Source organism: Actinomadura luzonensis, from assembly GCF_022664455.2.
Taxonomy (GTDB): domain Bacteria; phylum Actinomycetota; class Actinomycetes; order Streptosporangiales; family Streptosporangiaceae; genus Nonomuraea; species Nonomuraea luzonensis.
The window spans coordinates 192,572-218,721 of the sequence record NZ_JAKRKC020000001.1 but is presented as its reverse complement, the minus strand read 5'-3'; the positions used below and the strand labels follow the sequence as shown (position 1 = coordinate 218,721).

At 68.6% G+C, this 26,150-nt stretch carries 17 protein-coding genes and 2 pseudogenes; 5 read left to right on the top strand and 14 right to left on the bottom strand.

Annotation, left to right across the window (positions count from 1 at the left end; genetic code table 11):
• Positions 1–90 precede the first annotated feature (90 nt).
• Complete coding sequence (gene pgi, locus MF672_RS01000; protein ID WP_242377125.1) at positions 91–1,794, top strand: glucose-6-phosphate isomerase; 1,704 nt, start codon at positions 91–93, stop codon at positions 1,792–1,794.
• Here pgi and MF672_RS00995 read toward each other — a convergent pair.
• Positions 1,787–1,939 (bottom strand): annotated as a pseudogene (locus MF672_RS00995) (glycerate kinase); the annotation flags it as partial. The gene pgi and the pseudogene MF672_RS00995 overlap by 8 nt on opposite strands.
• Positions 1,940–1,963: 24 nt before the next feature.
• Complete coding sequence (locus tag MF672_RS00990) at positions 1,964–2,131, bottom strand: hypothetical protein (protein WP_242377130.1); 168 nt, start codon at positions 2,129–2,131, stop codon at positions 1,964–1,966.
• 84 nt (positions 2,132–2,215) lie between these two features.
• Here MF672_RS00990 and MF672_RS00985 point away from each other — a divergent pair.
• Positions 2,216–2,725: pseudogene (locus MF672_RS00985) on the top strand (transposase); the annotation flags it as partial.
• 384 nt (positions 2,726–3,109) lie between these two features.
• Here MF672_RS00985 and MF672_RS00980 read toward each other — a convergent pair.
• The 5 genes from MF672_RS00980 to MF672_RS00960 form a co-directional block, all read right to left on the bottom strand.
• Positions 3,110–3,541: a hypothetical protein gene (locus MF672_RS00980; RefSeq protein WP_242377132.1), complete on the bottom strand. Its 432-nt coding sequence runs from the start codon at positions 3,539–3,541 to the stop codon at positions 3,110–3,112.
• 225 nt (positions 3,542–3,766) lie between these two features.
• Positions 3,767–4,063 (bottom strand): hypothetical protein, encoded by a 297-nt coding sequence (locus tag MF672_RS00975; protein ID WP_242377134.1) that lies wholly within the window; start codon positions 4,061–4,063, stop codon positions 3,767–3,769.
• 87 nt (positions 4,064–4,150) lie between these two features.
• Positions 4,151–5,107, bottom strand: coding sequence for a GAF domain-containing protein (locus MF672_RS00970; protein ID WP_242377136.1), 957 nt, complete (start codon positions 5,105–5,107; stop codon positions 4,151–4,153).
• A 645-nt stretch (positions 5,108–5,752) separates the two neighbouring features.
• The gene (locus MF672_RS00965; RefSeq protein WP_247815120.1) at positions 5,753–6,019 is read right to left on the bottom strand and encodes a hypothetical protein; all 267 of its coding nucleotides are present in this window, start codon (positions 6,017–6,019) and stop codon (positions 5,753–5,755) included.
• A 32-nt stretch (positions 6,020–6,051) separates the two neighbouring features.
• Positions 6,052–7,176, bottom strand: coding sequence for a hypothetical protein (locus MF672_RS00960; RefSeq protein ID WP_242377140.1), 1,125 nt, complete (start codon positions 7,174–7,176; stop codon positions 6,052–6,054).
• A 163-nt stretch (positions 7,177–7,339) separates the two neighbouring features.
• On the opposite strand from MF672_RS00960, the gene MF672_RS00955 reads away from it, so the two are divergent.
• A complete protein-coding gene (locus MF672_RS00955; RefSeq protein ID WP_247815482.1) occupies positions 7,340–8,578 on the top strand; it encodes an IS256 family transposase in 1,239 nt (412 codons plus the stop codon).
• Between the two features lie 84 nt (positions 8,579–8,662).
• On the opposite strand, the gene MF672_RS00950 is transcribed toward MF672_RS00955, so the two are convergent.
• The 7 genes from MF672_RS00950 to MF672_RS00920 all read right to left on the bottom strand — a co-directional run bounded on the left by MF672_RS00950 (position 8,663) and on the right by MF672_RS00920 (position 20,175).
• Entirely contained in the window at positions 8,663–9,028 is a 366-nt protein-coding gene (locus MF672_RS00950) for a hypothetical protein (RefSeq protein WP_242371513.1), read from the bottom strand.
• Positions 9,029–9,959: 931 nt separating this feature from the next.
• Positions 9,960–11,096, bottom strand: a complete 1,137-nt coding sequence (locus MF672_RS00945; RefSeq protein ID WP_242371515.1) for a DUF7986 domain-containing protein — start codon at positions 11,094–11,096, stop codon at positions 9,960–9,962.
• Positions 11,097–11,211: 115 nt separating this feature from the next.
• Complete coding sequence (locus tag MF672_RS00940; protein WP_242371516.1) at positions 11,212–12,504, bottom strand: TIGR02679 family protein; 1,293 nt, start codon at positions 12,502–12,504, stop codon at positions 11,212–11,214.
• Entirely contained in the window at positions 12,501–16,625 is a 4,125-nt protein-coding gene (locus tag MF672_RS00935) for a TIGR02680 family protein (RefSeq protein ID WP_242371517.1), read from the bottom strand. The genes MF672_RS00940 and MF672_RS00935 overlap by 4 nt, the downstream gene beginning before the upstream one ends.
• On the bottom strand, positions 16,625–17,776 hold the full coding sequence (locus MF672_RS00930) for a TIGR02678 family protein (protein ID WP_242371518.1): 1,152 nt from the start codon (positions 17,774–17,776) through the stop codon (positions 16,625–16,627). The genes MF672_RS00935 and MF672_RS00930 overlap by 1 nt, the downstream gene beginning before the upstream one ends.
• The gene (locus tag MF672_RS00925; RefSeq protein WP_242371519.1) at positions 17,773–19,305 is read right to left on the bottom strand and encodes a TIGR02677 family protein; all 1,533 of its coding nucleotides are present in this window, start codon (positions 19,303–19,305) and stop codon (positions 17,773–17,775) included. Before MF672_RS00925 ends, MF672_RS00930 begins: the two co-directional genes overlap by 4 nt.
• Before the next feature lie 657 nt (positions 19,306–19,962).
• Positions 19,963–20,175 carry a hypothetical protein gene (locus tag MF672_RS00920; protein ID WP_242371520.1) on the bottom strand — a complete coding sequence of 71 codons (213 nt, stop codon included), beginning with the start codon at positions 20,173–20,175 and terminating at the stop codon, positions 19,963–19,965.
• 232 nt (positions 20,176–20,407) lie between these two features.
• Between MF672_RS00920 and MF672_RS00915 the strand changes: the two genes are divergently transcribed.
• A complete protein-coding gene (locus tag MF672_RS00915) occupies positions 20,408–20,710 on the top strand; it encodes a trypco2 family protein (RefSeq protein ID WP_242371522.1) in 303 nt (100 codons plus the stop codon).
• Complete coding sequence (locus tag MF672_RS00910) at positions 20,685–26,117, top strand: trypsin-like peptidase domain-containing protein (protein ID WP_242371524.1); 5,433 nt, start codon at positions 20,685–20,687, stop codon at positions 26,115–26,117. Before MF672_RS00915 ends, MF672_RS00910 begins: the two co-directional genes overlap by 26 nt.
• The last annotated feature ends 33 nt before the right edge of the window (positions 26,118–26,150 follow it).

Genomic DNA, 26,150 nt, shown 5'->3' with positions numbered 1-26,150 from the left:
ACCAGCGGTAATGGCCACTGAAATGCCTGTGCCGGCCTTGGCAGGATCTTGAAATAAGAGCGGGCACGCAAGCAGGAGAACGGGGATGGCATGGCGTTGCGCGATATCACCGCGCTGCCCGCGTGGGAATCGTTGCGCGCGCAGCACGCGGACCTGACCGGCCGGCATCTGCGCGAGTTGTTCGCCGCCGATCCAGGGCGGGCCGAGCGGATGAGCCTGACGGCAGGAGACCTGTACCTGGACTATTCCAAGCATTGGGTGACGGCGGAGACCGTCGAATGTCTGGTGCGGCTGGCCGAGGAGGCAGGGCTGCGGAAGCGGATCGACGCCATGTTCAACGGCGACCGTGTCAATCTCACCGAGGATCGGCCCGCGTTGCACGTGGCCCTGCGCCTTCCCGCGGGAGCCGAACTCGTCGTGGACGGCCAGGACGTGGTGGGCGACGTGCACGCCGTGCTCCGGCGGATGGGCGACTTCACCGGCCGGGTGCGGACGAAGCAGTGGCGAGGCGCGACGGGCGAACCTGTCGCGACCGTCGTCAACATCGGGATCGGCGGCTCCGACCTGGGACCCGCCATGGCCTACGAGGCTTTGCGCGATTACGCCGACGCGGGGATCGACGTCCAATTCGTGTCCAATGTCGACCCGGCAGACCTGCGTAACGCCTTGGCGGGGCTGGATCCGGCGGCCACGCTCTTCGTCATCAGTTCCAAGAGCTTCGACACGCTGGAGACCGTGGCCAACGCCACCGCCGCCAGGAAATGGCTGACGAACGCGTTGGGCGAGGCGGCGGTCTCGCGGCACTTCGTGGCCGCCTCGACGAACGTGGCGAAGGCCGAACGATTCGGCATCGACCCCGCCAACGTCTTCGGCATATGGAGCTGGGCCGGCGGACGACTCTCGTTCTGCGGCTCCGTCGGCCTCTCCTTGATGACGGCCATCGGCGCCGAGCGATTTCACGAGCTGCTGAACGGGTTCCACACGATCGACGAGCATTTCCGTACTGCGCCGTTTCGGCAGAACATGCCGGTGCTCATGGGCCTGCTCGGCATCTGGTACACGAACTTCTTCGACGCGCAGACCCGTGCGATCCTGCCGTACAGCCGGCGTCTGCACAGGTTGCCCGCATACCTGCAGCAGCTCATGATGGAGTCGAACGGCAAGTCCGTGCGGGGCGACGGCACACCGGTGAGACTGAACACGGGGGAGGTCTTCTGGGGCGAACCCGGGACCAATGGCCAGCACGCGTTCTTCCAGCTTCTGCATCAGGGCACCAGGACCATTCCCGCCGACTTCATCGGTTTCGCCGAGCCGTATGCCGACCTGGGGAACATGCACGACCTGCTCTTCGCGAACATGCTCGCGCAGGTCTGGACACTCGCCTTCGGCAAGAGCGCCGAGGAGAACAGCGAAGAGGGTGTCCCCGCCGCCCTGGTTCCGCACAAGGTCGTGCCAGGTAACCGGCCGCTTTCCGTGATTCTCGCTCCCAGGCTGACGCCGTCCACGCTTGGTCAGCTGGTGGCCTTATACGAGCACGTCATGTTCGTCCAAGGCGCGTTGTGGGACATCGACTCCTTCGACCAGTGGGGCGTCGAACTCGGCAAGGAAAAGGCACTCGACCTGTTGCCCGCGCTGACTTCAGAGGCTTCGCACGCGGGCCATGTCGACGAGGTCGTACGTGCACTCGTCGGCGTATACCGCCTCCTGAGAGGGCGAGCCAGCGGTCCTGGCGAAGTGCCGGGAGTCCGCGCTGGCAGCACAGCAGCGTCCTGTCGTGGCTTCGGGGTCAGGTGAGCCAGTCGCCGACGAGGTCCAGGAGCAGGCCGATGCCGGAACGGAGCGTGCCGCGCAGGATGGTCAGGCCCGCGTAGCCCACGCCGCCCGCGGCCCCGGCGCCGGGCACGCCGGTGGCCTCGATGCCCATGGCCGCGGCGACCGCCTGTGACCTGTGCGACTCTGCTGGTTAACTCGGATTGCGGCTCTGGTTCGTGGTGTGATGGTGTCTTTTTTTGATCATGCCCGTTGTGTCAGCAGCCACCGTCGTTGTCTTTGTCCTGGCTGCGGCGATGTCGATGCGGCCGATGCCGTGGCCGGAGCCGGAGCCCGAGGTCGCCGCGGCGATCCGGGACATCTACCGAGGCAAGCGGCAGGTGCCGTTACCGGTGCGGGTGCGTGATGAGCTGGGCGAGGTGTCGCCGATGAGGCGTTCGCAGGAGCCCTCGGGCGGGAGAGCAGGCCGGGCTGGTCGCCGGGACGCCTGGCGTTGATCACGGTGCCGCAGCGGGTGGGCAACCTCACCGACCGGCAGGCCGCTGAGGCGGTGGCCACCGATCTGACCTGGAAGTACGCGCACGGCCTAAGCCTGGACGATCCCGGCTTCGATGCCAGCGTGCTGAGTGAGTTCCGCTTTCGGGTGATCGCCTACGAGTTGGAGGAGAAGCCGCTGGATCTGCTGCTGTCGGCGCTGCAGGAGCGCGGCCTGCTGGCGGCGGGCGGCAAGCAGCGCACCGACTCCACCCATGTGATCTCCGCGGTGCGGGATGTGAACCGGGTGGAGCCGGCAGGCGAATGCGTACGGGCGGCCTTGGAGGCGCTGGCCATAGCCGCCGCGCCTGCCGAAAATTCCATCCATACTGGTCAAGCGGCATGTAAGTACTCGTGGAGGACGCCGCCGAGCCGGTCTCGTCAGCGTATGTTCAGGTCGATGATTCGTCCGGGTCGGTGATACTGGTGTGCTCACTGTTGGTGAAGCCGGAGTGCGTCTCCGGGCAGGTTGCAAGCTACGCTTCTGCTCAACGGGCCACCTGACGAGTCGTTCAGCAGGTTGGAGCGCGTATCGAGCACAGTGCCTACCGTCTCTACGTCTTGGTCCCGTGCTCTGTGTACGGAACTCGATCGGACAAGCCACTATGCAACGATCGAATAGGGTGTTCGCCGTGCTCGGTGCGTGCTCGTACGCCCCGTCACGTGTCGTCAGGGCCCGGCACTGCCTGACACGCAATGTGCGCGGAAGGGGTACGAGCTATCCTTAAATGACACCCCGCGACACTAAAGGATCTTGCTTCTAATCCGACGGTCGCAGGTTCGAATCCTGCAGGGCGCGCTTCACTCAAGCAGCAGAAGAGGGCTCTTGACCTGCGGTAACGCGGGGCGGCGTCTCGCTGCTGGTGGCGAGCTGATCCAGCAGCGCGAAGAGCTTTCCCTGCACCTCGATCACCTGGCGGGTCTTGCCGAGCTCGGCGCGCAGCCGCTCGACCTCCGCCTGCAGCGCGTCGATCTTCTTGTCCCGCGGGTCGGCCTTCGGGCGGCCGACCGGGCGAGCCAGCGCCTGCTCCGCGCCGTGGTCCCGCGCGGTCCGCCAACTGGAGATCAACGAGGAGTACAGGCCTTCCCTGCGCATCAACGCACCCTTGCCGGCCTTGTCCAGCTGGTCGTACTCCTCCAGGATCCGGGCCTTGTAGGCGGCGGTATAGCGGCGGGCCGTGGTCCGCTCGCGTACTCGTGGGTCAGGGATCTCGGGATCCTGTTCGCTTGCTCCCACGAAGAGATGTCTCCTTCCCCGCCCTCAGCACAGGGTTTTGTGCCCGTTTGCTACCTCTGTCCATTTTGGCAGGGAGGATGATCGAGAAGCGTCGAGGTGAGGGGTTGGCGCATCAACTCGTCGGGCACGAGTGGCGCCACGGTCGGCAAGGCGGAGCGGCTGTTCCGCGAAGGTGCCGACGGTGCGGCGTACCGGGTGCGGTGCGGTCGCCACATCGAGACAGCGTTATCTGCGTCGCCCTGAGAGCCAAACGCCTCCAGCGAAGGGCAGCGCCGTGATGATGGCCACCAATCCGAGCGCGACTGGCCCTTCTATCAGGAAATACGTCCCCATCATGCTGTACAGGAACGCCGTCATTATGAGGAAGTAAGCGAGCCAGCGAGTTACCGGGGCGACGTGTCTGGTGTAACTGGCATCAATCTCTCGTTCTGCCCGTTCGCGGGCGTGAAGATTTGCCTCCTCCAGATAACGGTCGACGTCAATCTTGCCCGCTACCAACTCTTTCACCTCTTCGGTGAGCATGGGTGTGATGCTTGCGGCCGGCCGACGGGGAGCGGCATCGTCGGACTGCGTGTCTTGGCTGCTCCGATCACGCGATAATGCCATTGGCTACTCCTGGCTGGTTTTGCCGATGGGCGTGGTTGACTCGTCGCCGTCCCGAGTCGTGGGGACGGAGTTGTTTAGGGAAGGAGCGAGAGCGCTATTGGTACCCCCCTTCGGGGAGCCCGCGGCGATCGATCGGTAGGTGCGCACATCGGCTAGGCCTGCCGCCAGCAGATGCGCCATCATGATGACGAGACCTTTGTCTTCGTCGCTGAAGGACGACTCCTGATCGGAGTCGACGATGAAGAGGCCGAACTTCGCGCCGTTTGCTTGGACGGGAACAACCACGCATGACCGGTATCCTTCGGTGTTGTCCCTGGTGATCTCGTGCTCGGTCACCGAGTTGATGAGGACGGCGTTCTCACCGAGCGCGATCTCTATCGCTGCTATGTCCTTCTTCACGAGAGAGGGAGGCCTGCCGTTACGGTCAGGAGAGATTTTGCTCGGCGGCATACCATCACTCGGTCTTCCCTGGCAGCTGTCCCGTAGGAGTTCGTGCTGGTCATTATCAAAGAGGTACAGAGTGGCGCGAGTCTTGAAAGACTTGTCAGAGTTCTCTGAAAAAATCTTGCTCGCTAAGCCGACAGTCACTTGCCTCAGTCCGCTGAGCGCTTGCTCCTTGCGGGTCAGTGATTCGGCAGCGGCAACGTTCTGGACAGCCGTGATCACCGGTTGCCATTGGTTTAACAGCACGTCCACAAGACTGGCCTTCGCCGTGATGGCAAGTCTCTTGGCGTCCTCCGCAGCGCGCTCCTTGTACAGATTGATGAAGGCGTTGGCGGCGATGGCCGCGACGATGCCGAGCGTCCAATAGACCCGGATTGGTATCGCACTCAAGGTCGCCATAGCGGTGCAAACCGCCGTCACCACGGTCAACAAGAACGGCAACCCGTACCGGAATATGCCACTTCTGGTAAATCGTTTGCCACCTGTCCGCTTCGCTGGATCTTTTCTGCCCGGCATAGGGCCCTCCTCGCATGGTGGAAGTGCCCTCAAACCATACAACCGCGGGCAGGCCCCAACCTCCCCCTTCGGACATTTGCCCGCACCAGATGCGACATCCACGCTAATCAATCCTGCGCGAATCGTGCTCTTTGTCCAAGAAAGAAGGTAATGCCCGCCGTGCCGATTGTATGGGAGTTTCGCGTTCAGTGATTGATTCGGCCTGTGCCACCTATCCAGATCGCAGGAAGCAAGGCGTCTTCGGGACGTGGTCGCCATTCGGCCGCCTCCCCCCTGTGAGCCTGCAGATCATGAGTGCTGCTCACAGAAAGCATTCATGCAACTACAGTATGAGAATAGGTTGGGCATGGCACCCCTCCAACCCCGGCGAAGCCACATCTTTGAACCCTTGGCGGGGTCGACCACGCAAGCGGACGCACCGCGATAGCCGGGAACGGCAGAGCCGACACCGCGAGTTGCGGCACGGCCGATGGGAGAGCGCCAGGGCTGCGTTGTGCAGTCGCTCAGCCGAATTGAGCAACTGCACAAGTCGTTTTGAGCGACCGCTCAGCCGGTGGGGTTGCGCGCGTCTGCCTAGAGCTGCAGGTCACCCTATGAGTCGAGTATTCGCGCCCCTGCACCGTCGGACGAGATGGGTAGGTGGGCTCACTTGCGGCTGAGGACACGTGCTACGCCGGCGGCGATGGTAGTGACGAGCACCCAGCCGGCTGCTATGAGCAGGTAGGACAGCCACTGGCCTGCTCCGGTGGGATTGAATGCGTGCTGCTGGCCCAGATCGCCGATGGGCAGGAGCAAGTCCAGTGTGTAGACGATGGCATTGAATGGGGGAGCCTCTGTGGGGTTGAACACTGCCGGAGGGGCCAGCCTGTAGGTCGCGCTGCCCCCGATGAGGAGGACCAGGAGCCAGGTCACCGCCCGCCAGGGTTGGTAGCCGTATCCCACGGTCACGTCCTGGGCATAGCTCCAGATGCGACTGGCGGCGGGTTGGGCGGCGCGGTACTTCCGCTCTTTTCGCAGCAGTACGCGGCGGGCGTCGGCGTCGTTGCCGATACTCGTGTAATAGGCGGCCAGCTGTTCGAACGGTTGGGGTTGGAACGGGCCTTCGTTGCGGGCGAGCCAGGCCAGCCGTTTCTCAACCGTGGCGCTTTCCTGTGAAGCGTGTCGTAGGCGAAGCCGTTGAGTTTCAGTAGGGTCGGCCAGGTCATCGGGTTGTCACGAAGCACATTCACTCGGGCGTGCTGGAGATTTATCGCGCCTTGCGGCTGCTCGGCGAACAGGAGATCCAGGCAGCGGGCTTGAAGCCCTTCGGCATGCAACGCCGAGCCTGTGCTGTTGCGCAGGACACTGTGGCTGAACAGGACGTTGTTGCCGATGTGGGCACCGCTGAGACGAGCTTCGCCGTCGATGACGGTGTGCTTGGCGAACAGGTCGGCTCCGACCTTGATACGGGAGCCGCGGAAGGCGATCTGCTTCCCGCGGGCGGACACTTTGGTGTCGTGTAGGTAGATGCGGGCGGTGAGAAGGTCGAGTCCTCCGGTCGCGTGCACCCGCGACAGCACCAGGGAGTCGCCGACTTCAAGGGCCACAGCGTCGATCGCGGTGTGATCTACGCCTGCGTCCAGAACGGCGCCGGTCAGGTCTGCGGTACCCGATATTCGGGCGTTGCGTAGGCAGAGCACCCCGGTGACTCGTAGGTTCTCCGCGGCGTCCAGCCGGGCGATCCGTGCGTCCGTCAGGTCGAGTGCCAGATCCGTGGATGAGGTGAGGGTCGCGTTCCGCAGCGTGAGATGGGACAGCTCCACTCCGATGGCCCTGATGGCGCCGACGGCTCGAAAACCGTCGCTGCAGAAAAGTCCGCCACGGCAGCGCAGGCCACCGAGGCGGAGCGCGTGACCGTCTGGGGTGTGAAAGGTGGCGCCCCACAGGCTGATCGAGCCGGATACCTCGCCGTTGTGGATTTGGAAGGTTCCCTTGATCACTAGGTCTTGGGCCCACAGTCGTCCTGCCACCTGAATGTTGTCGGCGAGGAATCCTCTGTCGCCATGTCCGTCGATGGTGGCGTCGTCCATTCTCAGGGAGGTTAGCGTCCACGGGAGTGGTGTACGGGTTTGAACCCGTTCGTCACCTTGGTGCCTGTTCAGGAAGATCGATGTGACATGAGGGCGGCCACTCCGCGATCCTTCACAGCTGTCGAAGGCATACGAAGGAGGACGAGAAGTGGCCGCTAAAGACATTCTGCCTGCTCAGGGTGAGTGGTTCGACGAGACCCTCGCCGCGGCGTCGCCCGATGTGCTGCGCGAGATGGTCGTGCGGATGGCGCAGATGATGATGGATGCCGAGGTCGAGCAGCGCTGCGGCGCCGGCTACGGCGAGGTGTCGGACGCGCGGACGAACTCACGCAATGGTTACCGGCACCGCGAGTGGGACACCCGGGCGGGGACGGTCGAGCTGGCGATTCCGAAGCTGCGGACCGGGACGTATTACCCCGAGTGGCTGCTGGAACGGCAGCGGCGGGCCGAGCGGGCGCTGGCCTCGGTGGTGGCCACCTCCTACCTGCTGGGGGTGTCGACCCGGCGGGTGGAGAAGCTGGCCGAGCAGCTCGGCGTCACCAGACTGTCGAAGTCCCAGGTCAGCGTGATGGCACGGGAGCTGGATGAGATGGTGGCCGACTTTCGCAACCGGCCGCTGGACGCCGGCCCCTACACCTTCGTCTGGATCGACGCGCTGACGCAGAAGGTGCGCGAGGGCGGCCGCACGGTCAACGTGCACGCCCTGGTGGCGACCGGCGTCAACGCCGACGGGCACCGGGAGATCCTCGGCATTGACGTGGTCTCTTCTGAGGACGGGGCGGGCTGGCTGGCGTTCCTGCGCGGCCTGGTCGCCCGCGGCCTGTCCGGCGTCAGCCTGGTGATCTCCGACTGTCACGCCGGGCTGCGCGACGCGATCGGCTCCACGCTGCCCGGCGCGTCCTGGCAGCGGTGTCGCGCGCACTACGCCCGAAATTTGGCCACCTGCGTGCCGAAGAGCGCCCAGCCGTGGGTCTCGACGATGTTGCGCACCGTCTTTGAGCAGCCTGACGCCGGCTCGGTGCGGGCTCAGCACCGCCAGGTCGTCCAGGCGCTGGAGGACAAGTATCCCAAGGCCGCCGAGCATCTGGATGAGGCGCGCGAGGACATCCTCGCCTTCGCCGCCTACCCCAAGACCGTGTGGCGGCAGATCTGGTCCAACAACCCGCAAGAGCGGCTGAACAAGGAGATCCGCCGCCGCACCGACGTGGTCGGCATCTTCCCCAACCGTGACGCGATCATCCGGCTCGTCGGCGCCGTCCTGGCCGAGCAGCACGACGAATGGACCGAAGGCCGCCGCTACCTCGGCCTGGAGATCCTGGCCGATTGCCGTAAGGCCACCGAGAGAAAGACACAAGAAGACGCCGCTGAAGTAAATGTGACGAACAATGCTATTGCTGCTTAAATAGGACCCAGATCGCAGAGTGGTCGAATCTCATACACCACGATCTTGGACGTGGCCTCAGGGAGCCGCCGATTCGTGCATCGGTTAGATGAACGGGACCGTCGGCGGTGCATCTGGTGAGGAGCAGTGTGCCGTCGACTCGCAGGCCTTCCGCTCGCAGCCCGCCGTGTCGAAGGTACAACCTCGGAACTGCAGCGGAACGGCAATGCGGATGTGGGACAAGCTCAGTCTGCCGACGATCGTGGCGCCGATGATCTGAATACCGCATCCGTTGGCCAGAGGTGGTGGTGTTGCAGCGAGCAGTGTGTGCCTGATGAATTCGGCACGGATGAGTCGGTCCAGGGATTGCTTGCCGTTGACCCCGATCGGTTGCTGAGGGGAGAGATCGAGGGGCTCGCCGGTCTTGTACGTGTCCTGGAGCCGTTCTTCCGCTGCGGATACGTACTGCATAACGACGAAGTATGGAGGGGAGAGGCGGAGCCATCGCATGGCCGATTTCGCCACATTTGCAGATCGGAGACGACCGGAAGCTGGACACAGCGGTCGGCTGTGCGTGCTCGGTGCGTGCTCGTACGCCCCGTCACACGCCATTAGAACCCGGCACCGCCTGACACGCACAACGCGCTGAGGTGGCACGAACCATTACCCAACAGCACTGCGCGGCACTTAAAGATCTTGCTTCTGATCCGACGGTCGCAGGTTCGAATCCTGCAGGGCGCGCTTTGATCATGTTTCGACCTGCGGTGATTTAGGATCGAACTCGTTCTAGAATTTCCGTCTAGCGCCTACGTGCTCCGAACGCGCTCGCCAGCACCAACCCCGCACACTTCATGATCCATTCGCACCTCCGGCTGCTGCGGCAAGAACGGCGGCCCCGCCTCGCCGCGGGGGTTTTGCTGTGCTCGATGGCTCGGCTCCGGCAGGATCGCAGGACGGCTCTGCGGCTGCTGTACGTGATCGTCTTACGAACATTCGGCTGGATCGCGCTGCTCGTCCGATCGCAGGCGTGGACTGGGGATGCCGCCGCATCGCTGGGCAGATTGCCGGCCTGGGCCGGAAGGTGTGCCCGGCCACCGTGTGGGCGGTCTCGAAGGGCCGAAGCGGTGCTGGGCGTCTGCGGCGAGCGTCTTGTTGAAGGCCATGTACAGGCTCCGCTTAGCGGGTGGAGGCGCCCATCAGGATCAGGGTGGAGGTCTCGCCGGATGCGGCGCCGGCGACCAGGGCCAGATCGGGCCGGCCACGAACGCATCCCTCGCGGCCTGCTGCTCCGCGGTCGGCTCAAGGACCATATACGTCCTTCGGTGGTTCGGCGGACTGCAGCACTACCGGGGGTGATCGCTATGCTTCTCGTTCGCCGGCGGTTCGCGGTTGCGCGCAGAGATCAGGGCTCCGGCGACTCCTCGCGCTGGGCGTTGCGCAGATGTCCGGCCATCGTGTCGCCGGCGGGGACGGTGGTGGGCAGTTGGGGCTCGTCGAAGTAGCGGGCCTTGTACCGGCGCAGCAGCGACTCCCCGTGCTCGGGCCAGGAGAAGTCCTTCTTCTTGAGGAGCTTGCCGAAGACGACGCCGGCGTTGTCCGGGCCGGGCTCGGTCAGGAGCTTGATGGCAGCGGGGGAGATGTCGTCGCCGCGGAGGTAGGAGGTCAGGGTCTCGCGGTAGCGGCGCCGGTTGATCAGTTTCGGGTCGGCGAAGAGCTCTTGCAGGAGGCCGAATTCGAGGTAGAAGCTGATGCCTGTTTCCGGGTCGAAGTGGATGGCCACCGTTTCGGCGTCCAGGATGTCGTCGGGAAGGGTGAAGCCGGGCAGAGGCGAGCTGTTGCCGGGTTGGGCCCGGTCCATGCAAGCCCGCAGGAAGGCGTCGTATCGCGGGGCCACGTCCTCTCCCCGGACGACGATGTATTCGGCACCGTACAGGTCGATGAAGACGTCTCGCTGTTCGGTGAGTATGCGGCGTGTGGTGGTGAGCTTGTCCGGGTTGCGGAAGACCAGCTTGGGGTTGCGGAGGCCGAACTCCGCCGCCTGAGTGAGGAGTTGGTCGCGGGCGTCGGCGGGGAAGAGGCTGATGTTCGCGCTGACCAGCCAATCCTCGTCGAGCGGCACCAGCCGGCAGATGAGGAACATGCCCTTTTTCGCCGGGCGGAAGGCGGACTTGCCCATGTTGGACCGGGCGCGGTAGGTGAGCTCGTCGATGAGGTTGAACAGGATCACGGCGTCCTGGTCTTTGCCTTGGACCTCGAAGATGCCTTCGACCACGTCCCTCCAGCCGAGGATCATCTCCCGCTCCTGCGGGCTCAGGCGGGGATGGGCGCGCAGGAAGCGGTCGATGACCGTGTCGCCGGAGGCCAGCCGCCGCTGCAGGACGAAGTGGTCGATGATCATGCTCACGGCTGCCTCGCCGTCGGCGAGGCCTTCGGGGTCGCTCTGCTCGAAGGCCTCGTTGAGCTCGCGGGCGAACCGGGGTGACAGGGCGAAGTCGATCAGCTGCCCCTTGAGGGCCGCGGCCTGCTCCATGACGTCCATGGCGGCGCCGTCTCTTCCTTGGGCTTGTTCGGTTACTGGCCCACGGACATCTGACTGCTTCCCCGTCCGGTGGATCGGCGAACATGCGGGCCGAGCGTTGAGGCTATCTCGATGATCACGACGAGGTTCGCAACTTCAGGTCAGCTACCAGCTCCGGGAGTACGAGCTCCTCCTCGACGCGTACGCCTCGTCGCTCCATCGCCACGGACAACTCCGGATCCCAGGGGGTCGGGCGTACCTGCCCGGACAGCGGCGCCGACGAGGGCACGGCTCGGTAGGAGGCGGCGTCGAAGCGCCACGGCAGGAATCCGGCCCGCTCGTGGACAGCGGCGGCGATGGCGATCCCGCCCCAGTCGAAGTCGCCATGGTAGGCGAACGTCGCGCCGCCGGCCGCGAGCAGGTCCAGCAGCCGCCAGACGGCTGCCGACGGCCGGCCGCCGCCGCATACCAGGGGTGGGCAGGAGGCTCCGAGTTCGTCGGCCGCTGCCGCGACCACGATGGGGTTCTCGCAGATCCTGACCAGGTTCGCGCGCAGGGGCGTATCGTGCCGGAGAAGCTGGCGCAGGGTCAGCACGCATGGCTCGCCCGCAGCGCCGGCGGCGCTGAGCACGCGTCCGGTGGGGGAGCGGTCGTCACCCGGCAGCCCCAGGCAGAGCACGAAGGAGGACAGGTCGTCGAGGTGCACGCCGACTGCGGCCCAGGCCGAGCGGCGGGCGTCCGCGCCGCCTTCGCTCGCGTACGGCAGGCCGGACAGGGCACGCGCCGCGGACAGGGCGAGAGTCGCCAGCGGGCGTCCTTCGTCCAGCGCGTGCGCGTCCGCGCAGGTCTCGGCGGCGAGCCGGCCGAGGCGCGTGCCCGGTGACGGCAGTCGCTCCAGCACGGTGCTCAGCCGGTCGAGCAGGGTACGTGCTTCGCCGGCCGTGGTGGCGAGCCTTCTGACCAGGCCGGTGGATTCCAGCCACGATCGCCACCCGGACAGTTCGGGCCGCTCGCTGATGAGGGCGTCGAGCTTGGCGAAGGCCCGTTTCCAGTCCGCTGCACGCGTGGCCTTCTCCCCCGTCAGGTCCCGGATCGGGCCACGTAGCCGGATGACGGCCTCGCGCAGCCCGTCCGCGGCGATGCCGCCCACTCGCAGGATGCGATCCACCTCGTCCAAGGAGACCGACAGGGAGGACCCGGCTCCCGCGCGACGGCCGAGCAGCGCCTCGGCCGCGCGGCGCTGTGCGGGGGTCGCCGTCGTGAGCGTCACCGTTCCTGTCAGCGGTCTGCCCTGTTCCAGGCGGCGGCGTGCCCGGTCGATCAGCCAGGCGGTCTCGTCGCCGCCCAGCAGCCGCCCCAGCCGCTCGCTCGCACCGCTGCCTGTCACGGAGCCGCCTGCGGTGGGGCCGTTCGTGCTGCTGCCGCTCATCCGGCCGCGCTGCCCTCGTCCATGCCGAACAGACCGTCCTGCCGTACGGCGGGGGCGGAGGGCGTGGGCACGCCGAGGGCGGGGCGTTCCGCCCGCCGCCGCTCGCGCCCGTCCCATCGCCAGGGCGTCACCAGTACGGCGTCGATGCCGTCCCGGCGCGAGAGCTGGCAGATCGCCAGCCCCGGCACCTGTGGGTAGCACCCCCACTCGCGCTCGCTGGTCATCACCACGTCCATGTCGAACGTGGCCAGCAGGCCCAGGCACTTGGCCCGGGAGTCGTCGTCCACCCCGGCGAACGCCTCGTCCAGTGCGACCAGGCGTGGCGCGTACGGGTTGCCCGCGGACTTGTAGTGGGCCGAGGCGGCGGCGAACAGCGGAACCGACGCCGCCAGCACCCGTTCTCCGCCGGAGGCGGGACCAGTGGCGGGCCGCCACTGGCCGTCCTGGAGCCGCTGGATGGCGAACTCGTGCCAGGCTCGATAGTCCAGCGCTCTGGTCAGGGCCTCGGCCCAGCCCGCGGCTGGGTTGTCGGCGTGCTCGCGGGCGATCCGCTCCTGCAGGAACGCGCCGACAGCGGCCCGGTCGGCGGCGGACCAGGCGTCCACGGTCTGGCGGAGCTTGCCTCTGATCCGGTCGAGCCCGTCGGGGGCGTTCCTGGCCGTCTTCCAGATCAGGCGCAGCCGCATGCCGGTGGAGGTGGGGCGGGATTCCAGCTCCCCGTTCATCTCCCGGACCTCTGACTCCGCCGCTGCGATCAGCTCATGCAGCGTGCCGGCGACCTCGTTGAGCAGATGGTTCTCCAGGATCTCGCGTTCCTTGGCCGAAAGGAGCTGTGCGCGTTGCCCGGTCTCCTCGGCCAGCGCCGCGGCCAGCTCGGGCATGTCCCTGGCACGCCCCTGAAAGATCACATCGACGATCATGACGCCGTCGTGCAGGGTCAGCCCGACGGAATGCCCATGCCTGGCCATGGCGTCCGCCAGCAGCTTGTGCTCCTCGGCGACCTTCTTCTGCACCCGGTCCCACGGCCCGTCGCCCTCGTCCACGGCGTCGAGTTCGGTGTTGACGGCCCTGGCCAGGAGCACGGCAGGCGTCGCCGCCCACTCGCCGTCCGTGTCAGGCACGTCCAGATCGGGGAGCGCCACGTTCAGCAGGCCAGTGGCGGCGAACGCCTGGAACTCGCGTACGGCGGCGTCGCGTGCCGTGGCGGCCTCTTCGATCTGTTTGCGCAGGTTGTCGCGTTCGCCCTCGGCCTTGCCGCGTTCCTGCAGGGCCCGCTGCTCACGCAGGCGGGTGGCGCGTTCGGTGCCGACGCGCTCGCGCAGCTCACGCTCCACCTGGTCGAGGCGGCGGAACAACTCCTCGACGGCGGCTCCCGCGGTCTCGGCCAGCGTGCGGTACACCTCGGCCGCGGCGCCCGCCTCCTCGCCTGCCTTCGCGGCCAGTTCGGCGGCGCCGTCGAGTTGCTCCTTCGTCCTGCCGAGCTCCCCTGCGGCGTCCACGGCGCTCTCCTGCGCGTCACGCCAGGCTTGTACGGCGGGCCACAATTGGGCCAGGGCCAGCCGGTAGCGAGTGAGCGCACCCTTGACCTCGTCGAGCGCCGCGGGATCCGCGGGCAGGCCGACGTCTCCGGCGAACTCCTCAGCACGGACGCCCGCGTCCTGGAGCTCGTCCTGCCGCTCGCGGAGCGCCTTGTCCGCTGCGGCGTGCGCGGCGTCGACCTCGTCACGCCGTTCGTAGGCGGTAGCACGCTTGACGTGCGTCTCCCGCAGCTCGGAGTCCGAAGGCAGGCCGCGGTGTTCGGCGGCGAGCCTCTCCCGGCGGCCGGCGAGTGACTCAAGCCGGTCGCGCAGGACTTCGATCCGCCGATCGACCTGGTCCAGCTCCCCGCGAAGCGTCTCCAGCCTGGCTCGCCGCGCCGCCTCTCTGGCGCCCTCGCCGATGTAGTGCGCCTCACTCTTGAGCCAGGAGCCGGTGAGCACGCCGTTCGTCCAGCGGCCGTCCACCGCCACCCAGGCCCGGCCGCCGTCACCCGGTCCGAGGCCGATGCCGGACAACACGGCCTCCACGGCGCTGTCGGCCAGCGTCGCCGCCTGCCGATCCTCCCGGTCAACGGCCGGGCGTAGCACCGCGCCGCAGGACGGGCCGGAAAGCGGCTCGCCGGCCACGACAACGGTGTCGTCCGTGGCCAGCAACGTCCCGTCCGGCGTCACCCAGGCGTCCAGAATGCCGGCGGCCTCCAGGGCGGCTTCCAGCCCGGCCCGATGGTCGGCGGGCACCGCGTCGGCGAAGTCCACCACCTTCCACAAGGGAGCGCCGGGACGGTCGAGGCGGGTGGCGGGGTCGCGGGTATGAGGTGGCGGCGGCGCCTCGTGGCCACCGGCCTCCAATCGGGAGATCTCTTCGGACAGGTCCGCGGCGGCCCGCGTCGCCTCCTTGATCTCGGAGTCCAGCTCTGCTCCCAACCGGCCGAGCGCGTCAGTGGCCGTTCTGGTCGCGTCGCCCACGGCGCTCGCGGCAGGGTTGGGGCCGTCGGTAGAGGCAGCCCAGGACCGCAGCGCCGCGATCACCTCATCGGGATCGTCCAGCCGCAGCTCGACGAGGCCGGCCAAGTAGAGGGTGTACTTCTGGACGAGCCCGGTGACGGCCCCGCCCACCGCCTCTTCCGCGTCGGCGACACGCTGAGCCACGGCCTGTGCGTCCGCGGTCAGCCGCTCCACCTCGGCGCGCGCGGCCCTCATCCGCTCCTGGGCCTGGCGTACGCGGTCGATGAGCCGCTCCAGCTCGCCGATCGCCTGCTCCTGACGATCCGCCCGTGCCTCGGCCGCACGCCTGATCCGCGCCAGCTCCGGCTGGTCGGCCCCAAGGAGATGATCCGGCCCCGTACGGGCCGTCCCGGGCTCGCACCGCGCCTCACGGGCGGCCGACACGGTCAGATCCTGTACCCGGTCGAGGTCAAGCCCTGCCGCGTCGGCCTTGTCCCGGGCCGTACGGGCTCGCTGCTCGCGCCGCTGCGTCTCGCCTGCGAGGCGGTCGCGTTCCTGCGCACAGCGGCGAGCATGATCGGCCAGCCGCTTGGCCTCCTGGCCGTACTGCTTGAGCCGCTCCGCGTCGCGCATCTCGGGGCTCTCCCGAAGCGCGTCCCGGCGTGCCTCCAGCAGGGTTCGCTGTTCCTCCAGTTCTTCCAGCACCTGCTGGGCCGCCGCCAGCTCCGTCTCCGCCGCGGCGTGGCGGCTCTCGGCCTCGCCGAGGTCCCGGCCCAGATGCTCGTAACGGCTGTGTGCCAGTCGTGGCACGGCGGCCTTGCGCTTGGCCGCGATGGCGCCGTAGCGACGGTAGTGGATCAGGAAACCGGTCGCCGCCTCGCGCGCTTCCTCCAGTCCCCGCAGGGCGTCGCGCTCCTCGTCGAGGCCGCGGAACGCCTCGGCGACCGTGGCGATCAGAGCGGGGCTGAGCGGTGGCAGCGCCTCGGTCAGGGCGCGGGACAGCAGCTTCTCGTCCGGCTTCTTCGACAACTGCGGCTGGCGCAACTGAATGAGCAAGTTCACCAGGGCCTCGTAACGGTGCTCGCCGAGCCCGAAGAGCGCCTCGTCCACGGCCCTGCGGTAGTCAGCGGCCCGGTCGTACACCATCCCGCGGCCCTCGACGGCCTCGCGCAGCTTGTCCCTGGTGAGCACCACGCCGGTGGAGGAGAGCAGCTGAAGTTCCGCGCCGATGCGCTGTGGAGTGAGGAAGAACCAGTGCCGGACGATGCCGCGGTCCTTGACCGCCTTCAGCCCGCATCCGATCGTACGGAACTCCTCAGAACCGTCCGCCGTGCGCCGGCCGAACTCCATCCACGCGTAACCCAGCCGCTCGGGGTGCGGGTGTCTGCCGCCCAGCAGCAGGTTCCACTCCATGCGCTTCTGCCGGTCGCCGTCCGGTTCGACGCGATGCGGGGCCAGCTCCCCATCGAGCAGGAACGGCAGTGTCAGGGCCAGCACCTTGGACTTGCCCGTGCCGTTGTTGCCACGCAACAGCAGACGGCCGTCGTGAAAGTGGAACTCCTCTATGTCGTAATAGAACAGGTCGACGAGCCCGGCGCGCAGCGGCTTCCAGCGTTCGGAGGTGGGGGAAGTCAGCATCACTGTCCTTTGATCACGGGTTCGGCCAGTGCGTAGCGGGCGATGGCGGGCAGCCCCACGGCAGCGCCATCGGCGACGCGCACGAGCCGCAGCGCCGTCAGCTTGTCCAAGGCCGTGGCGAGCAGTCCGGTCTCGGCGCCCGGCTCGGTCACACCCTTACGCCAGAAGGAGGTGTGCTCGCGGGCCGCCTGCCGGACGAAGGCCTTCAGCTCTTCGAGCGTCAGCTCGCCGTGGACGGCCAGCTGTTCGGCCACCAGCAGCGTCACATGGCCGTCGGTGTACTGCTCCGGCATGCGGACGTCGGTCAGCTGGTCCTCGGGATCGACCATCGCGATGCCCTCGGCTCGAACTTCGGCCACCAGCCCGGTGGCCTCCTCCAGCCGGCGGACGATGGCATGCCGCTGGGAGGCCAGGTATGCGCGCTCGGCTTCGTCGAGGTCGGCGAGATAGATCACCGGATCCTCCAGGAGCTTGCGGGTCAGCCGGCGGCGCAGGGCCTGGTTGCGCAGGTCGTCGGTGTCGGCGACCGGCTCGGCCATCAGCTCGGTGAGCCGCTCCTCGAACGAGGGCGCGGAGATCGTGGACGGGCCCCGCGCGCCGGTGAGCAGCGTGGCCAGCACCGGCCTGCGCACGTCGTACAGCACGTCACCGGTCGCCGACAGATACGCCTCCTCATCGCCGGCGACCCTGCGCAGCACACCCCAGTCCAGCAACATGCGCACGACGGCGACCAGATCGGCTCGCTCGGCCCGGGTATCGAGAGTGAAGGTGAAGTCCAGCTCCGGCTCTGCCGCGGCCGACAGCACCTCCTCCGCCAGCCGGCCGAGCGTGGTCTGCGCGTCCGCCCGTTCGAGTGTGACCAGAGCCAGGCAGAACAGTACGTAGCGGCGTCGGCCGTACGGCTCTCCCGCCTTTCCCCGCGCCGGGTGAGTCGCGTCCCGTGCGTCCGGAGCGGTCTTGAACAGGCGCGCCGTCGCCGAGTCCACCATGAGCCGCCAGCCGGTTTCGCGTGCCAGCCAGTCGCGTAGCTCGGTCACGTGCCGGCGCACCAGTAGCAGCGCCTCGGGATCGCGCTCGGCGGTGAGCAACGGTCTGGCCAGCAGCGCGCGCAGCGCGGCACGCCGCTGGACCCGTTCCTCGTCCCCGATCATGGTCCGGCCGTCAGGTCAGTGATCTCGATCACGTGCTCGGGCCCGGTGAGCACGCCGTCCTCCGTATGGATCTCCACCTTGCCTCCATGTGGCACGAGCGTAAGGCGTATCTCCATCGATCCGTCCGCACTCACCGTCTTCACCTCCGTCTCGCCTGGCCGGCGGGCCGCGAGCGCGTCGCCCAGCAGCCCCAGGAACAACCGGAAGGCTCGTGGATCGAGACCGTTCAGCTCTGACAGCAGGACCGGGCCGTCGGTCCGCAGCGCGGCCCGAGCCGCTGCTGTCTCACTCGCCTCCCGCTCGGCCTGCTCCACCAGCAGTCTGCGGGCCTGAGAACGGTCGGCCACCTTGTTCGGCTTGCCGCGCCGCTCATAGGAGCCGGTACGGCGCAGCTGCGGCGAGATCCTGATGGGTGGCGCCTCGCTCCAGGGGACCCCCGCGTCGACCTCGTGCCATTCCTCCAGGGTCGCAGCCGTCACTGTCAAATGGCGGGACGGAGTCAGCCCGAACGCCGCCCGCCACAACCGATGCGCCGCCGCTTCATCGGGCGCCTCGGCGAACCAGCGCGCCAGCGCCCGGAAGTCCGCACTGCGATCGGAACGCCCGGACCGCCGCTCATTGAGCAGCCCCACCGTGTCGATGAGCTGCTTGATCGCCGTGATCGCCGCCTGGCGCAGCAGTCGTGCCTGCGACGGCCGACCGGCGCCCGTGGAGACGAACCAGTCCCGGAGACCGCGCCAGCGATTCGACCAGGAAGCGAACGCCGCTTCCTCGGCTCTGACGTACGCCTCCGCCGTCTCCTCCTCGTCGGGCACCGCGTCGGCGGCCTCGCGGCGCGCGGCCAGCCGGAGCAGCCGATCATGGTCGAATCTGTCCAGCTCACTCAGGAGCGTGGCGATGCGCGCGCCGGAGTTGGCGAGGTCGGCGATGAAACGGTTGATGTAGTCGATCAGCCGCTCCTTGTAGGCGATGAACCCCGCCACGTCACCGTCGGAGAAGTCGATCGCGCGCCGCAACGAGGCCATGAACGCCTGCGCGTTGTCGGCCAGCGACGAGAACCGATCGGACAGGGACAGCAGCAGCAGGTGCGCGCGCGCAGGGTCGGGGTCCGCATCGCGAGCGAGAATGACCAGCGACTGCAACTGCTCGGCGATGTCTCCCAGCGCCACAGACTGCAGCGCCCCGCGTTTCCCGATGGCGTCTTCGTAGAACGAGATCGCCTGCTCGGCAGCCTGCCCGGCATGCGTGAGCTGGAACAGGTACCGCTTACGGTGGAAGTCCTCCACGCTCGTGACCCTGCCGGTGTCGGCATCGGCCCGCAGGTTGCCCCATTCCCGCAGCTTGTCCAGTGCCTGCGCGAGCGCGTCGTCATTGTCCCGCCGCAGCTCCGCCGCCACGTCCTCGGGCCGGAGATGCACGATGAATCGTTCCTTCGCTCGCGCGAACGCTCGGAGGATCTCCCGGTAGAAGGCTGCGTTGGGCGCGCTCAGGTGAGCGAAGGGCTGATGCTCCTGAGACGGGAAGGCCATACTGACAGTTTCCCTGCCGGCAGGGAGTGCGGTGTTCGATGTCGGTGGAAGAGTTGCGGGAAGAGCAGATTCTTCCCGCACGGCCACATCACCACGCCTTACGGCGCGAGGTGCGCAAGAGGACAACAGAGCGCTGATCGGGCACGGCTCAGGAGCAACACGCGCGACGGCCGCCACTCGATGCGTGCTCGTGCGCCCCGTCAGATGCCGTCAGCCCCGGCACTGCCGGACACGCAGAATGGTGGAGACGGCACGAACCGCCACCAGATGGCACTGCGCGACACAAAAAGATCTTGCTTCTGATCCGACGGCCGCAGTCATCAGGTTCGAATCCTGCAGGGCGGGCTTCACCCGACCAGCACAAAAGAGCCACTGACCTGCGGCAACGCAGGCCGGGGGCTTTCTTCGTGTGTCCGGTGGTGTACGGCTGTCGCCAGCCGTCACCGGGTGATCCTTCCAATGCCTTCCCAGGAAATCAGGTGGGCTGCTGGCCGAGCGGCGGAACGCCTGCCCAGCCCGGTAGCGGCTCGCATCTTCCTCTCCACTGTGGTGGGAGGTGAGCGCTCTCGGACGCGGCGATGATGCCGCCGAGGATGGCGTACGTGGTGTCGACGTCCCCTCCCGCCTACGCAAGGACCTACGCTCGTGGCACGCACACTACCGCCCGTCCAGGCCATCCGCGCCGAGATCGACGCCCTGTTCGCCTCCGACCGCGATCTGGTCGAGATGCGCGGCCGTCAGCACCGCGTCGGGCGCGATGCGATACCCGGATCCGCGCCGGCCCGGCGGCCGGTCGAGACGGACCAGTATCTCCGCGACCTGGCTTCCCACGACACCGGCGGCCACGTCACCGCCAGGATTCATCGACATGCTCTCTCCTGGAGATGCACCAGGAGAGAGCCCGCTCGTCGACCGACCCGCCACCTGGTGAACCCTGTCCATCCATCGTGCCAGAAACGCCACATCCGGAAGTGTCTGTAGCGCATCGAACGCGCCGTCTGCCATGGTGTGACCTAGGTGAGCCAGGCAGACGGAGGCACGTGCGTATGGTGCTGGTCGACGAGAAGGCCGACTTCCGGCATGAGCAGGGTGAGCGTGTCCCATGGCGATAGAGCTTGCTGAACTGGTCGGTCAGTTGCGGGCTGAGCTCACCAAGGCGATGAACACCGCCGAGGACGCCGAGCTGCGTTTCGAGCTGGGCCCGATCGAGCTGGAGCTGACGGTCGGGGTCAACAAGGACGTGAACTCAGGCGGGAAGGTGCGGTTCTGGGTCGTGGAGCTCGGCGGCCAGGGCGCCATGTCGTCACAGTCGACACAGCGGATCAAGCTGACGCTCGATCCGCAGCGGACGGGTCAGACCGGGAAATTGTGGATTGCCGGTGGAGAGGAACCCGACGAGCGATAGCGGTGACGCGGCCGCCGGTGTGATCGCCGGTGTCGTGGGAAGCCAGGTCGCGGAGATACTGGTCCGTCTCGACCGGCCGCCGGGCCGGCGCGGATCCGGGTATCGCATCGCGCCCGGCGCGGTGCTGACGGCTGCGCATGTCATCGACGGGGCCGTGAGCGTTCGTGTCCGCTTCGACGCCGACCTGCCCACCGAGTGGGCCTGCGACGTGGTGTCGTGGTGGATCGATCCTCGTTCTGATATCGCGGTGCTGTCCATGACGCCGCGGCCCGCCGAACCGCCTGTCGGCAGGCCGGGGTTCGGCCGCATCGGTACGGACCGGGCGGCCGTGCTGGCCGTCCGGGCGGTCGGCTTCCCCCGGTTCAAGCTCAGGCACGACGACGCGGCCACGGGCTCGGCCACGCACCCGGCCACGTACCCGGCAGGCCGCTACCGCGACTCCCACCAGGCCGACGGGACCGTCGCGGTGCTGTCCAACCGGCGCGAAGGCACCCTGGAGATCACCGTGACGCCGCCGGCCGCCGACCCGGATCCGCACGTCTCACCCTGGGAAGGCATGTCCGGCGCCGCCGTATGGGCCGGCGAGCGCATCGTCGGCGTCATCGCCGCGCATCACCGCCGCGACGGGCCCGGCCGGCTGGCCGCGGCGCCCCTGGACCGCGCCCTGAACGGACCCGACCACGAACGCCGGGCCGAACTGCTGGCTCACCTGGGTCTCCGCGAAGGCCGGCTGCCGGACGTCGGCACGCCCTCGGCGAGCAGCCGGGTGCTGGCGGCGTACCGCGCCCAGGTGCGCGACGTCACGCCGGAGCGGCTGCTGGATCGCGACGACGAGCTCGACGAACTGGTCGAGTTCTGCGCGGGGGAGGCGCCCTACGCGTGGTGGCAGGCCGGCCCGTGGGCGGGGAAGTCGGCGTTGACGGCGTGGTTCGTGCTGCACCCGCCTGCCGGGGTCGACGTGGTCGCGTTCTTCGTGACGAGCCGGTTGCCGGGCCAGTCCGACAGCGGCGCCTTCATCACCGCGTTGATCGAGCAGTTGTCGGCCCTCCTCCACCAGGCGGAGGCCGGCTCGCCGGCTGCCGGTGCCCGGCTCGGCACCATGCTGCACCTGCTGGAGGACGCCGCCGCCCGCGCACGGGAGCTCGGCCGCCGGCTGTTGCTGGTGGTCGACGGGCTGGACGAGGACACCGGCGCCGCCGGCATGGCCAGCATCGCCGCCGTGCTGCCGCGGCGGCCGCCCGCGGGCCTGCACGTGCTCGTCACGAGCCGGCCGCAGCCCTCGCTGCCCGACGATGTCGCCGCTGATCATCCGTTGCGGACGGTCCGAGTCCGCGATCTGTCCTCGTCGCGGCACGCCGGCGCCATCGAGCAGCGCGCGACACTGGAGCTCGGCACGCTGCTGGCCGGTCCTGCGTTGCAACGCGATCTGGTCGGGTTCATCGCCGCGTCGGGTGGCGGCCTCACCCAGGGTGACCTGGCTGAGCTCACCGAACGGCCGGAAGCCGAGGTCCGTGAGCAGCTTGACCGGATGGTCGGCCGCAGCCTGTCCGGCTGGACCGGACCGGCGGCGGCCGGCTATCCGGGTGAGCCCGTCTACCTGTTCTCCCACGACACGCTGCGTGAGGTGGCCGAACGGCGGATCGGCGCGGCACGCCTGGCCTCCCACCGCGGCCGGCTGGCCAGGTGGGCTGAGTCGTACCAGCGGTCGGGCTGGCCCGAGCACACGCCGCACTACCTGCTGCGCAGTTACCCGCAGTTGCTCGCCACGACCCACGACCTGGAACGGCTGACGGCCTGCGCGCTCGACACGTCCCGCCATGACCGTATGCGGAAGGCCACCGGAGGTGATCTCCTCGCACTGACCGAGATCCGCACCGCGCAACAGACGTTGTCCAGTCGGGAAGACCCGGATCTTGTCGCTCTGGCTCTCCTGGCCGTCGAACGGGACCGGGTCGTGCGCGGCGGGTACGTGCCACCGGTGCTCGCGGCGGTGTGGGCTCTTGCCGACCGGCCGGCCCGTGCCGAAGGACTCGCGACCGGGATCCAGGACTGGAGCGCCCGCCGCGACGCGCTGCTCGCGCTCGTGGGTGCTCTCGCGGCTCAGGGCAGGCACGACGCGGCGATCCGGCTCGCGGGCGAAGCGGAGACGCACTGCGCCGTCAGCAACCCGGCCGCGAAGGCGGCGGCGCTGAGCGCACTCCTGGAGACGGTCGCGCGGATCGAGAGCGCCCGGACGATGACCGTCCGACTGGCTGACACCCTGGTCGCGATGGCCGAGGAGACCGGTGAGGCGCGGCTCGAGGACTGGTCGGTGGCGCTCGTCGCGCGAGCGGTCGCGCACGCCGATCCGGGGCGGGCCGAACGTCTGGCCCGGACGATCAAGGACACGGGGAGACGCGCGGAGGCGCTGATCGGCGTCGTCCGAGGGCTGGCCGCGATCGGTGACCGGGTACGAGCGCTTGAGGCGGCCGGTGAGGCGGACACGCACATCGGGCGGCTGACCGACCCGAAGGATCGCTGGGGGCCCAGGCTGCGACTGGCCGTCGCGGTCACCGCCACCGGCGACATCGACGCCGCCGAGGCGGTCGCGGCGAGCATCGACGACCCGGGGCGCCAGGCCCAGGCCTGTTCCAGGATCGCGGTCGCCGTCGCCGCCACTGACCGGGAGCGGGCTCGTCGCCTCACCACCGAGGTGGAGCGCCTCACCGCACAGGTGACCTACGCCCGGACAGGAGCGCTCGTCGCCCTCGTCGCCGCCATGGCGGCGAGCGGCGATCACGAATCGGCTGCCCGCAGGTCCCGTGAGGTGGAGAAACTGATCGCGCACCTCGATGACGACGACGCGGGTGACGTCCTCGGTGACCTGGCGCGGGCGTGGTCAGCGGACGGGCAGTACGACCGGGCTGAAGCGCTTATTCGCCGCATACCGGACAGCGACGAGCGTATGGACGCGCTGGCCGAGCTCGCCCACGCGGCGGCGCTCGCCGGCGAGCACGAACGCGCCACGCGGCTGGCGGACGACGTGGAGACCAGCTGGGGGCAGGTGACGGCCGACTATTCCCGGGTGGCCGCGCTCGCCGAGGCGGTGATGGCCGCGGGCGACCACGGACGCGCGCGGCGCCTGCTCTCGTACGCCGAAACGCTGGCCCGCGACCTCAGGGACGGAGAACGATCCCGCGCCGTGGCCACGCTGATGACGACCGCCAACGCCTGTCAGGCGTTCGACCGGGTCCGGCAGCTGGCCGACGAGGCCGAAACGCTGCTCGACCTGTCGCTCCTCAACCGCGCCCGGGAGCTGACGCGCCTGGCTGACGCGGTCGCCGCCGCAGGCGATCGGACGAGGGCGCTGGGCCTCATGGCGGCGGCGGAGCAGTCCGTACACGAGGACCACCACTTCGACGAGACCCGCGCCGAGGCGTTCGCCGGCCTCGCCGCCGCCGCGATCACCGTCGGCGACAGGGCTCTGGCGGCAGAGCTGGCCGATGTCGCCGCGTCGTTCGTCGCGCAGGTCGGTTTTCCCGCCGGCCGCGAGGAGGCGTTGGAGACGCTGGTGAGCGCGGCGGCTGCCGCAGGCGACCTCGATCGTGCCGAAGAGCTCACCCGTCGGCTCACCGACCCTGAGCGGTACGTGCAGAAGCTGACGGAGCTGTCCGCGACGGCCGGCCGCGAGGGCCACCGGCAAGCCGGTTCGCGGCTGGCGCACGAGGCGGAGATCCGCATCGGCCACCTGGACAAGCTGGCCCCCAACGGATGGGAGTCCGCTCCGCAGCTGCGAGCGGGGGCGCTGACCGCCTTGGCGGGGGCCGTCGCCGCCAACGGCGATCAGGCGTGGGCGGCACGCCTGCTGGATCAGGCCGAGACGTACGTCCGGCAGATCGACGCGCCGGTGCAGGCGCAGAGGATGAGCCCGCTGGCCGCGACGGCGGCGACGATCGGCGATCACGCCCGGGCCCGCCGGCTCGCGGAGGAAGCGGAGTCCCTCAACCACCTGCACCCGCACTGGGCCGAATGGTTCGGCCTGGTGGAGACGCAGCTTGTCCGCGGGCGGGCCGACCTGGCCGAGGCCATGGTCACCCACGTCGTCGGCCGGCAGTGGCAGGCTCACGCCCTCACCAGGATCGTGGAGGTCGTCGCCTCGGCCGACCGGGACGACGCCGCCCTGGATCGCCTCGCCGACGACGCGATGTCGCTCCTCAGCGAGAACGGCATGGCCACGTTCATCGGCATGATGGCCCCCAGGCTCGTCACGGCACTGCATGCCGCGGGCCGCCACGAGCACGCGGCCGAGGTGGCCGACCGGGCCGAGTACCTGCTGCGTCGAAGCACCAACGCGGCCGACCAGATGCGGGCACTGGCCCGGCTGGCCAAGGCGGTCGCGGCGACCGGCGACGACCGGCGGTGCCTTCGTCTGGCCGACCGCGCCGAAGGGCTGTCCACGCAGGCCCCGCTGCTGGTCTGGCTGGCCGAGGCGATGGGCGACCTGATCGAAGGGCTGACGACGATCGGCCAGGACGACCGCGCCCGGCGACTGGTCGAGGAGACCGCCGCAGCCATAGACCACAGCGACCACCTGGAGTTCCAGGCTGTCGCGATGGCCTCCCTCGTGCGCGCCGTGACCGCGACCGGCCGGAGCGGCCTCGCCGGCGACCTGACGAGGCGCGCGCTCGGGTACATCGAGCGAATCCCGTACCCGGAGGAACGGGACCGGGCGCTGGCGAGCCTCGTGACGACCGACGCCGCACTGGGACGCCACGAACCGGCCGAGCAGCACGCCTACCTCATCTCCGACACCCGGTCGCGAGCACTCGCCCTGGCCCACCTCGCGGGAGCGCTGGGCGCGGCTCCGATCGCGGAACGAGCCGAAGCCCTCGTCGAGCAGATCGACGATCCGCAGGCGCAGGCACGAACGCTGGTGGCCGTCCTCGGGAGAATCGCCCCGGTCGAACCGGCACGAACACGGCGGTTACTCGCACAAGCGGACAACCTCATCGGCGGCCACACCGGTGACCCCTACGTCCAGGAAGAACTCGTCACCGACCTTGCGAGGACACTGGCACACCTGACGACGATCGGGCCGGCGCCATCCGAGCTGATGACGCGGGCAAGGCGGCAGCTCGCAGCGGCACTCGTCACCACCTCGTGGTGGAGCGTCATGAGCAGCCTCGCGTCCGTCGAGCCGACGGCGGTCACCGCGGTCGCCGACGAGTTGCAGGCGCAGTGGGGCATCGCCGAGCCCGGCGATCAGCCCCCGGAGCCTGCCGTCACGCCGGAGCCGGCCGTCACGCCGGAGCCTGCCGTCACGCCCGGCCCGGTACCGCCTGCCGGAGGCGCCCCTGCCGGAGTGCCTGCCGCGCCCGCCTGGCGGCGCGCGTGGAATCAGTTGCGGCGGCCACGCCGGCCGCGATGAGCCCGGCGTGCACCATCCCGCCGCCGCCGCGAA